Raw genomic sequence first — 13159 nt, 5'->3', positions numbered from 1 at the left:
GCTAGGGCAGCAAACCCTTCCGCGCGTCACCGGCGCCGCCGAGTACCAGCAGCAGCATCGTGGTCAACGCCGGATCGTCGAGACCCGCCGCCGGAAAGGTATAGCGCAGGATCACATCGGCGAGTTTCCCATGAGGTATCACCGAGATCGAGCCGAACTGCAGCGAAACATTACGCTCGGCGACCCGTTTGTGCAGCTGCGGTTTCAGCGGACGATCCCACGCCAGCACACAGGTCAGCGAGAGCACATCGAGCCCCGGCGTCAGCGTGAACGCGCTCAGCGAACACAGCGCGCCCTGGAAATCGAAACGCAACGACCTGTCGTTGTCGACCCGGACATCGATATCGTAGAGACCCAGCGCGGCACCCGCCCGCGCCTGCAACTCCAGATCAGGCGCCAGCGCACCGGAATCCGGCTCCCCGCTCATTTGGTACCGCCGAACCGTCGATCACGACGAGCGTACTCGAGGCATGCGTCCCAGAGATTACGGCGATCGAAATCGGGGAACAGGGTCGCCTGATAGACGAACTCCGCGTACGCCGACTGCCAGATCAAGAAATTCGAGCTCCGGTACTCACCCGACGGACGCAGGAAAAGATCCACATCCGGCATATCCGGTTCGTCCAGATACCGCGCGAGAACCGATTCGGTCACCTTCTCCGGATCCAGCTCACCCGCCGCCACCCGGCGCGCGATTTCCCGTGCCGCATCGGCGATCTCGGCGCGGCCACCGTAGTTGACGCACATGGTCAACGTCATCACGGTGTTGTCCTTCGTCAACTCCTGCGCGGTCTCCAATTCCCGGATAACACTGCGCCACAGCCGCGGGCGCCGCCCCGCCCAGCGCACCCGCACCCCCATCTCGTGCATCTCGTCCCGCCGCCGGCGGATCACATCCCGGTTGAACCCCATGAGGAAGCGCACCTCCTCGGGACTGCGCCGCCAGTTCTCGGTGGAGAACGCGTACGCCGACAACCACTTCACACCGATCTCGATACAACCCTCGACGGTATCCATGAGCACGGCCTCTCCGCGCTCGTGCCCGGCCGTCCGCGGGAGGCCCCGCTCCTGAGCCCAGCGACCGTTACCGTCCATCACCAACGCCACATGCCTGGGCACGAGATCCGGCGGGATCTCCGGCGGCCGGGCACCGGAAGGATGCGGTGACGGCGGTCGGATGGTGCGGGCGGCATCGGACGCGAGCACGTCCGAACCGGCGGAGTCACGACGCAGAATCACAGCTACATGGTGCCTGATCGGGCGCCGGGACGATACGGCGCACTCCGCCGCGGCGCACACCCGCGCCGGCCGGGAAAGTCTACGAGGCGGGCGAGGGCACGGCGCCGGTCCGTTCGATGAGCGGCAATGTGCGCAGTTCCCGCTCCAGATGCCACTGCAGATGCGCGGCGATCAACCCGCTCGCCTGCCGGCGCGCCGCCTCCGGCACGGCCGTCACCTGCTCCCAGTGGCCGTACCGCAACGCCAGCATATGGTCGAGAACCGCCGGGGCGGGGGTGGCGGCACCGGGCGGGCGGCACTGCACACACACCGCTCCCCCGGCCCCGATATGGAAAGCCCGATGCGGTCCCGGAGTAGCGCAGCGGGCACATTCGTCCAACGCCGGAGCCCACCCGGCACAATCCATCGCACGCAGCAGAAACGCATCCAGAATCAGCTCGTGCGGACGTTCCCCGGCGGCGATCGCCCGCAATGCGCCCGCGGTGAGCACATGCAGACGAGGCGCGGGGGCGCGCTCCTCCCCGGCCAGCCGCTCGGCGGTCTCCAGCACGGCGCAGGCGGTGGTGTACCGGCCGTAATCGGCGACGATGGCGGTCGCGAACGCCTCCACGGTGTGCACCTGGGTCACCGTGTCCAGGCTGCGGCCGGGGTGAAGCTGGACATCGACGTAGGCGAACGGCTCCAGCCGCGCCCCGAACTTCGATTTCGTGCGCCGTACCCCCTTGGCCACGGCCCGCACCAGCCCGTGCTGCCGGGTGAGCAGCGTGACGATGCGATCGGCTTCGCCCAGCTTGTGCTGGCGCAGCACGACGGCATGGTCCCGGTACAAACGCACCCGGTCAGTCTATGTTCTTCTGCGGCGCCTGCGGCGCCGCGGGGCGGGCCGGCGTACCGGCCGAGGGGTCAGTCGCCGAGGGTGACGGGGAAGGCGGCCGGGTCGTTCTGGGTGAGGACCGGCAGGTTGCCGATCTCGTTCAGGGGTACGGCGCATCGCAGGTTCGGGAAACGGTCGAACAGGGCGGGCAGGGCGATGGACGCCTCGAGCCTGGCCAGGGCGGCACCCGGGCAGATATGCGGGCCGTAACCGAAGGAGATATTGCGGTGGGCGGTGGGGCGGGTGATATCGAAGGTGTCCGCGTCGTCGCCGTGCAGGCCGCGGTCACGACCGATGGCACGGTACGACACGACCACCCCGTCGCCCTCCTCGATGGTGACGCCGCCGACGGTGATGTCCTCGGTGGCGAACCGCATCAGCAGATGGATCACCGGACCGTCCCAGCGCAGGGTCTCCTCGATCGCCTCCTCCCAGGTGCGCTCCCCGGAGCGGACCGCTGCCAGCTGTTCCGGATACGCGAGCAGCGCTCGGGTGGTGGCGATGATCAGGCTGACGGTGGTTTCGTGCCCCGCGGCGACCAGGGCCTTGAGATTGCCGTGCACCTCCGCCTCGGTCAACGGGGTTTCGCCTTCGGCGATATCGTGGATGAAATCGGAGGTCAGATCGTCGGCCGGATCGCCGGTTTTCCGCTTGATCAGACTCGTGTAGTACTCGTCGAGTTCATCGAAGACCCGCATCCGCTCCTCGTGCGGAGTCAGCAGGGAGAAGAACGCCTTGTACGACTCCAGCAGCATGCCGTGATCGTCCCGGGGTACACCCATCAATTCGCTGATCACCCGCATGGGCAGCGGATAGGCGAAAACCTGCTTCAGATCCACGATCTCCCCGCCCGCGCCGGCTTCGGCGAGATCGTCGAGGAGTTCGGCGGTGAACTGCTCGATCTTCGGGCGCAGCGCCCCGAGGCGGCGGGGAGCCAGGGCCCGGGTGGTCTTGATCCGCAGCCGGCGGTGTTCGGCACCGTCCACGGTGAACATGGACCGGCCGGCGTCGATCATGCCGATCAGTGGCCAGTCCCGGGTGACGGCGCCGGACCGCCACAGATTCCACCGGGTGTGGTCCTTCACCAGGCGGGTGTCGGTGAGCAACTGCCGGGCCAGGTTGTGCCGGGTGACGGCCCAGGCGGGCGCGCCGAGTAGGTCGATCTTCGTGAGCTCGGGTCCCTCGGCCAACGTCCGGGTCTCCCCGGCGAGATCGGCGACCATGGGGTCGATGGGCAGGGTCGCGGTATGCGGGCATTGCTGGCTCACGAGCCACCTCCAACAGCGGGCACAGGCGTGAAACGTACGGGCAGCGAACCGAATCCGCGCAAAAAGGGCGAAGGCCGCCGGACCAGGGATCCCGCGGGTACGGCGAGATCCAGGTCGGGTAGCCGGTCGAGCAGGACCTCGATCCCGGTGCGCGCGATGATCTCGGCGATCTGCTGTGCCGGATAGGGGCAGCGGTATTCACCGTGACCGAAGGCGAAATGCGCGGCGTTGCCGGAATGGGCGGGTTCGGCACCGTCGCCGCTGTACTGACGGATATGTGGATCGGAGTTCGCGGCGGCCAGGCCGAGCAACAGCAGGTCGCCGCGGCGCACCAGTACCTCACCGAGCCGGGTGTCACGGGCCACCCAGCGTCCGGCCAAGATCTGGGTGGGGGTGTCCTCCCACAGCACCTCGTTCATCGCCTGACCGATACTGTGCCGGGCCGCGCCGAACGCGGCGGCGAACCGGTCGTCGACGAGCATGAGCCGGATCGAATTACCGATCCAGTCGGCGGTGGGCAGATGCCCGGCCGCCATCACCGACTGCATGTTCAATACGTATTCCTCGTCGGTGAACGGTTCGGGATGCGCCAGCATGCGCGACACCAGGTCCCGGCCCGGAGCGGTTTTCTTCTGTACCAGCAGTTGCTGCATGTACTCGGCGAAGCGCTGATAGGCGGCGGGCGCGTCCGGGCCACCGTCGCACAGCGTCTGCATGGTCTGCGCCAGATACGGGCCGTCGGCTTCGGGGACACCCATGATCCAGGCCAGCGTGAGTACCGGGAGCAGTTCGGCGAATTCGGCGGCCACATCCGCACGACCGCGACCACAGAACCGGTCGATCAGCCCGTCGGCGAGTTGTTCACAGGCGGTCCGCAGCGCGAACGGGTCCACCGACTCCAGTGCGGGTTCCACCAGGCCCACGTGCCGGGCGTGCACGGCACCGGCGGTGAAATAGATACCGGGCTGCGGACGGCCGACCATGGGCAGCAACGGCCAATCCACGGGTATCGCGGGCCATTGGTTCCACAGACTCGAATCCCGCGGGAACAGCAGACCGTCGGTGAGAACCTGATGTAATTCGCGATAGCCGATCACCAGCCATGCCGGGATTCCGCCGATGAGTTCCACGGCGACCACCGGACCGTAGTCCGCGCGCATCCGGGTATAGAACAGGGTGGGGTCGGAGTGCAAGCCCGGGCCGTCGAGCAGGACCGCCCCCGACGCGGCGAGCGGGCAACCCGCCGGCGAGACGCGGTGCTCCGAGCGGGTCACAGGAGAACCTCCGCAACCGCGGCCGGTGGCGTCCGGCGCTCGAGGAGATGCTCGACCAGACCGATGAACACCTGTTTGCTCGATTCCCGGGAGCGGGCGTCGCAGTGGAACAGCGGCACATGCGGGTCGAGGTCCAGGGCATCCCGGACATCGGCCAGGGCCGGCGGGATGGGTTCGAAGGAATTACAGGCCACCACGAACGGCGTGCCCTGGTATTCGAGCCGGTCGATGGCATACCAGGAATCGCTGATACGGCGCGGGTCCACGAGTACGACCGCCCCCAGCGCCCCGGTGAACAGGCGATCCCACAGGAACCAGAACCGTTCCTGACCGGGTGCGCCGAACACGTACAGCACATATTCGTCGGAAAGACCGACTCGGCCGAAATCGAAAGCGACCGTGGTGGTCGACTTCCCCGTGACCCCGGACAGATCGTCGACCCCGATTCCGGCCTCGGTCATCACCGCTTCGGTGTCCAGTGGCTGGATCTCGCTGATGGAACGGACCATGGTGGTCTTACCCACCCCGAACCCGCCGACGACGACGACCTTCAGGGCGTACCGCACCGAACTGGACAGTGGCGACCGGGCGCGTGTGGGGCGGTCGTCATAGGCTACGGAGTCCAACTAGCACCTTCTCGAGCATGTCGATATCGAACGTGTCACCGTATGGGCCCGTATCGAATTCGGGGTGGCGAACGGTGACTTTGCCTGCGTGCAGCAGATCCGCGACCAGGACCGTCGCGATGCCGATCGGCAGCCGCAGTTCGGCCGCGATCTCCACCACCGCGGTCGGCTGTCGGCACATGGAAAGAATCGCCGCGTGTTCGTACTGCATCGCCGCCGCCGGGGCGCATTCGCTGACCACCAGCGTCACCGGATCGAATTCCTCGGTGCCGGGCGCGGCACGACCACCGGTGAGCGTGTAGAAACGATCGGGTTCGTCCTCGCGGCCGGGGCGGTTCACAACAACCTCGCCCGGCTCCCTCGCGGCGGTGCGGACAGATACTCCCCGACCTGTTCGATCAATGCCGCCATCTGGGCACCGACCAGGCCGGCGTCGGCGTCGTCATCGGCCAGCACCGCGATCTGGGCGCCCGCTCCCGCGCCGACGATGAACAGGATCCCGCCGTGGAACTCGGTCATCGACTGCCGCACCCCGCCGCGGCCGTCGCCGAATTCGGCCGACGCGCTCCCGGCCAGCGCCTGGACCCCCGAGGCGATGGCGGCCAGCCGGTCGGCCTGGTCCATGGTCAGGCCGGCGGTATGGCATATCTGGATACCGTCCGCGGCCAGTAACACCGCGTGACGGGCGCCGGCGGTTTCGCTCAGCAGCCGCTGCAACAGCCAATCGAGTTGCGCTGGATCCGATGTCATCGTCATCGATGGTTCTCCCAGTCGGTTGTCATGGAATGACGGGACAGCCGCGCGGCCTCGTTGCCGGGTGGCTGGATCGGTCCGCCGAACGGCTGGGCCTCGTCACCGGAGCGCCCGGTGACCGCGCGCTGGAACGCACCCAGCGAGGCCGCCGACGGCCGATGTCGCCCGGACGGGTCCTGCTGTGCGGCAGAGTCGAACGCGCCGGGGTCGGGCAGACCTTCGGGATGTGCGGCGGCCAGGGTGCTGCCCCGCCGCCGTTTCGGAAGCACGGTGGTGGTGGTCGCCTCGATATCGGCGGCCATCGGAAACGAACCGGAGCTGTACTGTGCGCGACCGTGCCGGTCGGGGGGACGGTGCGTGGCCGTCGCGGGACCGAAGCCCACCGTCTCGGCGGAACGAGTGACCGCCGCGGGCGCCTGCCGGTGCCGGGCCCCGGTTTCGGAGCCGATATCGGCCGGCCCGGATTCCGGGTCCGGTCCGGCAGCGGGTAGCAGACCGGACCGGCCGGCCGAACGACCTTCGGGCAGCGCGGGAACGGCCGGTGGTTCGAGGCGTGCGGTGAGATCGCGCGGGATCATCACCACCGCCGCGGTCCCGCCGATCGCGGAGGGGCGGTAGCTCACGGTGAGTCCGTGCTTACGCGCCAGCCGGCCCACCACGGCCAGCCCGAAACGGGTGCCGTTGAGCGAGGAAAGACCTTCCGCCGCATCGCCTTCGGTACCGGATACGGTGAGTTGGGCGCGGCGCAGCGAGGATTCGCTCATCACCAGGCCGCTGTCCTCGATCGTCACCACCACCCCGGCGGGGATCTCCGCGGCGTAGACGTGCACCTCGGTGGTGGGCGGGGAGAAGCGGCAGGCGTTGTCGACGAGCTCGGACAGGGCGTGGATGACGCCCTCGGCCGCGTGTCCGGCAATGGCGATATCGACGATCGCGCGCATCCGTACCCGCTGATAGCCGCCTATCCGGCCGATAGCGGCCCGCAGGACCCGTTCCATCACGATCGGTTTGGCCCAGCGGCGGCCGGTCCGCGCACCACTGAGAATCGCGATACTGTCGGCGAGACGGCCTGCCTGGGCGGTGGCGTGGTCCAGTTTCAGGAGATCGGTGAGCACGGGCTGGTCGGCATACCGGTGTTCCAGCTCCTGCAGATCCGCCAGCATGCTGGTGGTCATGGCCTGCATCCGGCCGGCGGCGTTGGCGAGTGCGGCGATAGCCGCCGAACGACGGCGCTCGCTGGCCGTGGTCGCCTCTTTTTCCACCGTAACGGCCTGTTCGGCGGCCGCGGCACGCGCTTGTGCCCGTGCCATTTCCTCCAGGGCCGCGGTGGCTCGCCGCTGTTCCGCGGTGATCATGCCGCGGAAATACACGGCGGTCGTGATCGCGGTGCAGGCCGCCACCACGGTCACGGAAACCCAGACAGCGGTGAGTATTCGTTCGGCCGGCGATACCGAGAGCATGGCCGCGGAGACCACCGCGACCCCCACGGCGACCGAGATACCGAGTGCCACACCCGGAGCCAGCCACTCACTACGGGCAGTGCCTCCGGCCGGGGCCGCCGCCGATTCGTACATAGGTGGGGTACCCCCGCTCGAGCTTCGTCCTGCCGGCCCGAAGCCGAGCCCGCATCCGACACACCGCCGTGTCCGTTACCGAATCGTGGGACGAAAAAGGTTTCAACCCTTCGGATTCGGGTACCGGGCGAGCATATCGGCCTAGTCCAACGTCCGCTACTCGGGCATGACAGAGCTCAGCCGATGCCGGATACCGGAACAGGTTCGGCGCGCCCGGTTTTCGTCCGAGCGGGGCCGCGGGCGGCACCATCCTGTCGCCGGAGTCGTGGGGCCCGGTCGGCAGAGTTCGCGCCGCCCGCCGGACGCGCGGTCAGAAACCCAGTTTGCCCAGCTGTTTGGGATCGCGCTGCCAATCCTTGGCGACCTTCACATGCAGATGCAGATAGATGCGGGTACCGAGAATGTGCTCGATCTGTTTGCGCGCATTGGTACCGACCTCTTTGAGCCGGCCCCCGCCCTTACCGATGATGATCGCCTTCTGGCTCGGTCGCTCCACGTACAGCAACGCGTGCACATCGAGCATGTCCTCACGTTCTTCGCGCGGCAGTACCTCTTCGATCACCACTGCCAGCGAATGCGGCAATTCGTCGCGGACCCCCTCCAGGGCCGCTTCCCGGATGAGCTCGGCCATCAGGGTTTCCTCGGGCTCGTCGGTGAGTTCGCCGTCGGGATAGAAAGCCGGACCGGGCGGCATATGGGAGGCGATCACATCGACCAGCACCTCGATCTGCTCCCCGGCGGTCGCCGATACCGGCACCACATCGGTATCCGGGCCGAGCAGTTCCGATACGGCCATCAACTGCCGCGCGATCTGGTCCCGGCCCACCTTGTCGATCTTGGTCACCACACCGAGCAGCGTGGTTTTCGGCGCCATCTGCCGCACCTGCTGCACGATCCAGCGGTCCCCGGGCCCGATCTTCTCGTCGGCCGGGATACACAGCGCGATCACATCGACCTCGGAATAGGTATCGCGCACCAGATCGTTGAGACGCTGACCGAGCAGGGTGCGGGGACGGTGCAGCCCGGGAGTATCGACCAGGATGAGCTGCGTGTGTTCCCGGTGCACGATACCGCGAATGGTGTGCCGGGTGGTCTGTGGCCGGGAACTGGTGATAGCGATCTTCGCGCCCACCAGAGCATTGGTCAGCGTCGATTTACCGGTATTGGGCCGGCCGACGAAACAGACGAAACCGGAACGGAACTCGCGCTCGGCGGGTTCAGGCATCGGTGGCCTCGTATCCCTCGGCGATATCGAAGACCGTGCCCGCGGTATCGGCGAAAATGATCCGGGCCCCCGCGGAGACCTCGCGGACCGCCGACACCCCGGCATCGGCGAATTTCCCGCCGATCACCACCGCGGCCTCGAAACCTTCGGCGCCGCTGGAGATCGCGGCCGCCACCGCCGACTGCAGTGCGGTGAGCCGCAGCGCCTGCAACCCCACCTCACCCGCGGCATAGGTCCGGCCGTCGGTATCGCGGATGGCCGCACCCGCCGTCCCACCCGTGCGCCCCAGCGCGCCACGGGCCAGCACCAGCAGCTTGTTGTCCTCGGCGTCCAGTTCACTCATCGCCAGCTCCCTCGTCGTTTCGGGCGGACGGGCGCTCCCGCTCCGAGCCCGGATCGGTTTCCGTGTTCTCCGCCGGGGCCCGGCTCACCACCACGGTGTGCACCCGGACCCGTCCACGAGCGTCGGCGCCGCCCTCACCACGCAATTCGAGGCCGTGCGCGACGACTTCCACTCCGGGAAGCGGTACCCGCCCCAGTTCGTGCGCGAGCAATCCGCCCACAGTATCCACTTCTTCCTCGTCGATCAGCAGCCCGTACAGCTCACCCAGATCGGCTATGGGCAACCGCGACGACACCCGGAACCGGCCGGGCTCGATCTCCTCGATCGGCGGTGTCTCGTCGGTGTCGTATTCGTCGGCGATCTCCCCGACGATCTCCTCGAGCACATCCTCGATGGTGACCAGACCGGCGATACCGCCGTACTCGTCCACCAGCAGCGCCATATGGTTGCGCCGCCGCTGCATCTCGTCGAGCAGATCGTCGAGGGGCTTGGAATCGGGCATGAAAACCGCGTCCCGCATCACCTCACGCACCCGGACGCTACGGCCGCGGTCCGCATACGGCACCAGATCCTTGAGATAGACCACCCCGAGAATGTCGTCGACGTTCTCCCCGATGACCGGTATACGGGAATGACCGCTGCGTACCGCCAGCGACATGGCCTGCGCCACCGATTTGTCGGCCTCGATCCACACCATCTCGGTACGCGGAACCATCACCGCGCGCGCGGTGGTGGCGCCGAGTTCGAACACCGATTGGATCATCCGGCGCTCGTCGTCGGCCACCACCCCCCGTTCCCGCGCCATATCGACCACTTCCCGCAATTCGATCTCCGAGGCGAACGGACCGTTGCGGAAGCCCTTACCGGGGGTGAGCGCGTTACCCAGCAGGATCAGCAACCGGCTCACCGGCCCCAGCAGGGCACCGATGAACTGCAGCGGCAGGCCCGCGGCCAGCGCGATCGAATACGCGTGCTGACGCCCCAGGGTCCGGGGCCCCACCCCGATCACCACATAGGAGACCAGCACCATCACCACCGCCGTCACCAGTAGCGCCCAGCCGCTGCCCAGGAACCGGCTCAACGCGGCGGCCAGCAGCACGGTCGCGGTGATCTCGCACAGGATGCGCAACAGCACCATGAGGTTCACGTACCGGGGCCGGTCGTCCACGATCGTGCTCAACCGCACCGCGCCGGGCCGGTCGCCACGCGCCATATCGTCGAGCCGGGCCGGCGACAAGGTGTTCAGTGCCGAATCCACGGCGGCGAAAACCCCGCCCACCGGAACGAGCAGCACGGCGAGCAGCAGCAGGGTCATCTCGTTCACGCGTGCGCGTCACCCGGCCACGAGCGGTTCTCCTCGGGTGCGGCGAAACCTGTCTTGTCCAGCAGCCGGGCATCGCGGGCGGCCAGTTCGGCGCGGCGTTGCGCCTCCCGCAACTCCTCGTACCACTGTTCGAGCAGCCGCCCCTGGAGTGCGAACATCTCCTTCTCCTCGGCCGGTTCGGCATGGTCGTAGCCGAGTAGATGCAGCATTCCGTGCACGGTGAGCAGGGCGAGTTCGTGTTCCAGCGAATGACCGGCTTTGGCCGCCTGGTCCAGCGCGAACTCGGGGCAGAGCACGATATCGCCCAACATGGACGGTCCGGGTTCGGGACTGTCCGGGCGGCCGCCCGGCTCGAGTTCGTCCATCGGGAACGACATCACATCGGTCGGCCCGGGCAGCTCCATCCAGCGCATGTGCAGATCCGCCATGGTGTCGAGATCCACCAGCACCATGGACAGTTCCGCGGCCGGGTGCACATCCATCCGGCCGATCACGAACCGGGCGACACCCACCAGGTCTTCCTCGGGCACATCCATACCCGACTCGTTGGCGATCTCGATACTCACCTGGTCAGCCTAATGGGTGCGGTGAGGCGGAGCCCATCCGACGTCCGCGCACGGCTCCGCCGCTGCGGGCCGGCGCGCTACCGGCGCGCGGTACGACCCGCGGCCCGCCGCTGCGCCCGATTCCCCGCCATATGCGGCGGCCCGACCGCCGGGCGTGTTTCCGCCTCGAACTTCTCGTAGGCGTCCACGATGTCCGACACCAGTCGGTGCCGCACCACATCGCTGCTGGTGAGCTGAGCGAAATGGATATCCTCGATCTCGGTCAGGATCTCACTGGCCGCCCGCAACCCCGACCGGGACCCGTGCGGCAGATCCACCTGGGTGACATCACCGGTCACCACGATCTTCGACCCGAATCCCAGCCTGGTCAGGAACATCTTCATCTGCTCGGCGGTGGTGTTCTGCGCCTCGTCCAGAATGATGAACGAATCATTGATCGTTCTACCGCGCATATACGCCAGGGGCGCGACCTCGATCACCCCGGCCGCCATCAGCTTGGGAATGGCCTCCGGATCCATCATGTCGTGCAGGGCGTCGTAGAGCGGGCGCAGATACGGGTCGATCTTCTCGTTCAGGGTGCCGGGCAGGAAACCGAGCCGCTCCCCCGCCTCGACCGCCGGCCGGGTGAGGATTATTCGATTGACCTGCTTGGTCTGCAATGCCTGCACGGCCTTGGCCATGGCCAGATAGGTCTTACCCGTACCGGCCGGGCCGATCCCGAATACGATCGTGTTCCCGTCGATCGCGTCGACATAGCGCTTCTGGTTCAGCGTCTTCGGCCGGATCGTCTTACCGCGCCGGGACAGGATATCCAGGCTGAGCACCTCGGCCGGGGATTCGGCACTGCCCTCGGTGAGCATGGACACGGTGTGCCGGACCGCCTCGGGGGTGATCACCCGGTTACGGCCGGTGAGCGCGACCAACTGCTCGACGACCCGCTCGGCCAGCGCCACCTCGGCGGCCCCACCGGTGAGGGTGACCATATTGCCGCGGACATGGATATCGGCGGTCAGCAGGTCTTCCAGTTCGCGGAGGTTCTCATCGGCCGACCCGAGGAAGGGGAATACCGACTCGGGAGCGAGTTCGATACTGGAGCGGACGGTGCGTGCCGCGGACGCCGAGACATCGTTCTCGGTTGCGGACGGGTTCTGATCGCCGATATCGCCTTGTGTTCGCACGTAGTGGCTATGGCCTGCTTTCCGGTCTCGGCAGCTGCGATGGTGCGCGCTGATTCGATCTGGGAGCGAACGCTGTCGCTGACCAGAGTCTAACTCCCGGCGCCGACACGGCCCACCGGAATTCCGCCCGGCGGTGAACCGGCGCACAGCGGCGACCGCGAATTCACCCGGAGGTCACCAGCGCGAAGTGAGCGCGCCCAGGGCCCCGAGAGCCACCGCGGCCGCGGTGGAGGTACGCAGCACCGTCGGCCCCAACCGGACCACCTCGGCCCCGGCACCGGCCAGCACCGTGAGCTCCGCCTCGTCGAGACCGCCCTCCGGACCGACGATCAAGGTCACGGCCTGGGCCGAGCGCCACGGCAACTCGGTGAAAGACGCGGTACCCGATTCGTGCAGGGCGGCCACCACCGCACCCTGCGCCTTCGCCGTGCGCACGGCGTCCACGATCTGCGGTGTGCGATGCAGCGCGGTGACCTCGGGGATATAGGCCCGCCGTGACTGGCGGGACGCACCCCGGGCCGTCTGGCGCCATTTCGCCACGCCCTTGTCCGCTTTGGCCTCCCAGTTGGCGACGCAGCGCGCCGCCTGCCACGGCACGATCACATCCGCGCCGGCCTCGGTCATCAACTCCACCGCCAACTCCGAGCGGTCGGATTTCGGGAGTGCCTGGACCACGGTCACCGCAGGCGCGGCGGGCGCGGCCCGGCGGCGGTCGTGGACCAGCAGTTCCAGCTGATGCCGGTGCGCGGCCACGACCTCGCTCTCGGCGACCAGACCCCGGCCGTCGGAAAGGGTGATCGGCTCCCCGGTCCGGATACGGCGCACCGTCGCCGCGTGCCGGCCCTCCGGGCCGTCCAGTACGGCGACCCGACCGGGCTCGGGAACCTCGTCCAGATAGAAGACCGTGGCGGCCAT

At 67.8% G+C, this 13159-nt stretch carries 15 protein-coding genes; all 15 read right to left on the bottom strand.

The annotated features are described in order from the left end of the window. Position 1: 1 nt before the first annotated feature. The gene (locus ACYR7D_RS13300; protein WP_459549820.1) at positions 2–427 is read right to left on the bottom strand and encodes a hypothetical protein; all 426 of its coding nucleotides are present in this window, start codon (positions 425–427) and stop codon (positions 2–4) included. Next, entirely contained in the window at positions 424–1239 is an 816-nt protein-coding gene (locus tag ACYR7D_RS13295) for an isoprenyl transferase (RefSeq protein WP_459549819.1), read from the bottom strand. Before ACYR7D_RS13295 ends, ACYR7D_RS13300 begins: the two co-directional genes overlap by 4 nt. Positions 1240–1318: 79 nt before the next feature. Further along, positions 1319–2074 carry a DNA repair protein RecO gene (recO, locus tag ACYR7D_RS13290; RefSeq protein ID WP_459549818.1) on the bottom strand — a complete coding sequence of 252 codons (756 nt, stop codon included), beginning with the start codon at positions 2072–2074 and terminating at the stop codon, positions 1319–1321. A gap of 68 nt (positions 2075–2142) precedes the next feature. After that, positions 2143–3381 carry a cytochrome P450 family protein gene (locus ACYR7D_RS13285; RefSeq protein ID WP_459549817.1) on the bottom strand — a complete coding sequence of 413 codons (1239 nt, stop codon included), beginning with the start codon at positions 3379–3381 and terminating at the stop codon, positions 2143–2145. Next, on the bottom strand, positions 3378–4655 hold the full coding sequence (locus tag ACYR7D_RS13280; protein ID WP_459549816.1) for a cytochrome P450 family protein: 1278 nt from the start codon (positions 4653–4655) through the stop codon (positions 3378–3380). The genes ACYR7D_RS13285 and ACYR7D_RS13280 overlap by 4 nt, the downstream gene beginning before the upstream one ends. Next, a complete protein-coding gene (locus ACYR7D_RS13275; RefSeq protein ID WP_459549815.1) occupies positions 4652–5281 on the bottom strand; it encodes a GTP-binding protein in 630 nt (209 codons plus the stop codon). Before ACYR7D_RS13275 ends, ACYR7D_RS13280 begins: the two co-directional genes overlap by 4 nt. Further along, the gene (locus tag ACYR7D_RS13270) at positions 5262–5621 is read right to left on the bottom strand and encodes a DUF742 domain-containing protein (RefSeq protein WP_459549814.1); all 360 of its coding nucleotides are present in this window, start codon (positions 5619–5621) and stop codon (positions 5262–5264) included. The genes ACYR7D_RS13275 and ACYR7D_RS13270 overlap by 20 nt, the downstream gene beginning before the upstream one ends. Then, positions 5618–6037, bottom strand: a complete 420-nt coding sequence (locus ACYR7D_RS13265; protein ID WP_459549813.1) for a roadblock/LC7 domain-containing protein — start codon at positions 6035–6037, stop codon at positions 5618–5620. Before ACYR7D_RS13265 ends, ACYR7D_RS13270 begins: the two co-directional genes overlap by 4 nt. Further along, a complete protein-coding gene (locus ACYR7D_RS13260) occupies positions 6034–7608 on the bottom strand; it encodes a sensor histidine kinase (RefSeq protein WP_459549812.1) in 1575 nt (524 codons plus the stop codon). The genes ACYR7D_RS13265 and ACYR7D_RS13260 overlap by 4 nt, the downstream gene beginning before the upstream one ends. Positions 7609–7918: 310 nt before the next feature. Next, entirely contained in the window at positions 7919–8833 is a 915-nt protein-coding gene (era, locus tag ACYR7D_RS13255) for a GTPase Era (RefSeq protein WP_459549811.1), read from the bottom strand. Then, positions 8826–9176 carry a cytidine deaminase gene (locus ACYR7D_RS13250; protein ID WP_459549810.1) on the bottom strand — a complete coding sequence of 117 codons (351 nt, stop codon included), beginning with the start codon at positions 9174–9176 and terminating at the stop codon, positions 8826–8828. Before ACYR7D_RS13250 ends, era begins: the two co-directional genes overlap by 8 nt. After that, on the bottom strand, positions 9169–10491 hold the full coding sequence (locus ACYR7D_RS13245; RefSeq protein ID WP_459550143.1) for a hemolysin family protein: 1323 nt from the start codon (positions 10489–10491) through the stop codon (positions 9169–9171). The genes ACYR7D_RS13250 and ACYR7D_RS13245 overlap by 8 nt, the downstream gene beginning before the upstream one ends. A 5-nt stretch (positions 10492–10496) precedes the next feature. Continuing rightward, the gene (gene ybeY / locus ACYR7D_RS13240; RefSeq protein WP_459549809.1) at positions 10497–11066 is read right to left on the bottom strand and encodes an rRNA maturation RNase YbeY; all 570 of its coding nucleotides are present in this window, start codon (positions 11064–11066) and stop codon (positions 10497–10499) included. A 77-nt stretch (positions 11067–11143) separates the two neighbouring features. Next, positions 11144–12226, bottom strand: a complete 1083-nt coding sequence (locus ACYR7D_RS13235) for a PhoH family protein (protein ID WP_459550142.1) — start codon at positions 12224–12226, stop codon at positions 11144–11146. Between the two features lie 192 nt (positions 12227–12418). Beyond that, on the bottom strand, positions 12419–13159 hold the full coding sequence (locus ACYR7D_RS13230; protein ID WP_459549808.1) for a 16S rRNA (uracil(1498)-N(3))-methyltransferase: 741 nt from the start codon (positions 13157–13159) through the stop codon (positions 12419–12421).

It is taken from the genome of Nocardia sp. X0981, from assembly GCF_977089955.1.
Note: the sequence above shows the minus strand (reverse complement) of the source record. Positions and strands in the feature narration are given on the sequence as shown.

Bases quoted from the DNA above. Each gene is read 5' to 3' on its own strand.
- ACYR7D_RS13300 (WP_459549820.1), bottom strand. From the start codon at position 427: ATGAGCGGGGAGCCGGATTCCGGTGCGCTGGCGCCTGATCTGGAGTTG.
- ACYR7D_RS13265 (WP_459549813.1), bottom strand. From the start codon at position 6,037: ATGACGATGACATCGGATCCAGCGCAACTCGATTGGCTGTTGCAGCGG.
- ACYR7D_RS13260 (WP_459549812.1), bottom strand. From the start codon at position 7,608: ATGTACGAATCGGCGGCGGCCCCGGCCGGAGGCACTGCCCGTAGTGAG.
- era (WP_459549811.1), bottom strand. From the start codon at position 8,833: ATGCCTGAACCCGCCGAGCGCGAGTTCCGTTCCGGTTTCGTCTGTTTC.
- ACYR7D_RS13250 (WP_459549810.1), bottom strand. From the start codon at position 9,176: ATGAGTGAACTGGACGCCGAGGACAACAAGCTGCTGGTGCTGGCCCGT.
- ACYR7D_RS13245 (WP_459550143.1), bottom strand. From the start codon at position 10,491: ATGACCCTGCTGCTGCTCGCCGTGCTGCTCGTTCCGGTGGGCGGGGTT.
- ACYR7D_RS13230 (WP_459549808.1), bottom strand. From the start codon at position 13,159: ATGGCCGCCACGGTCTTCTATCTGGACGAGGTTCCCGAGCCCGGTCGG.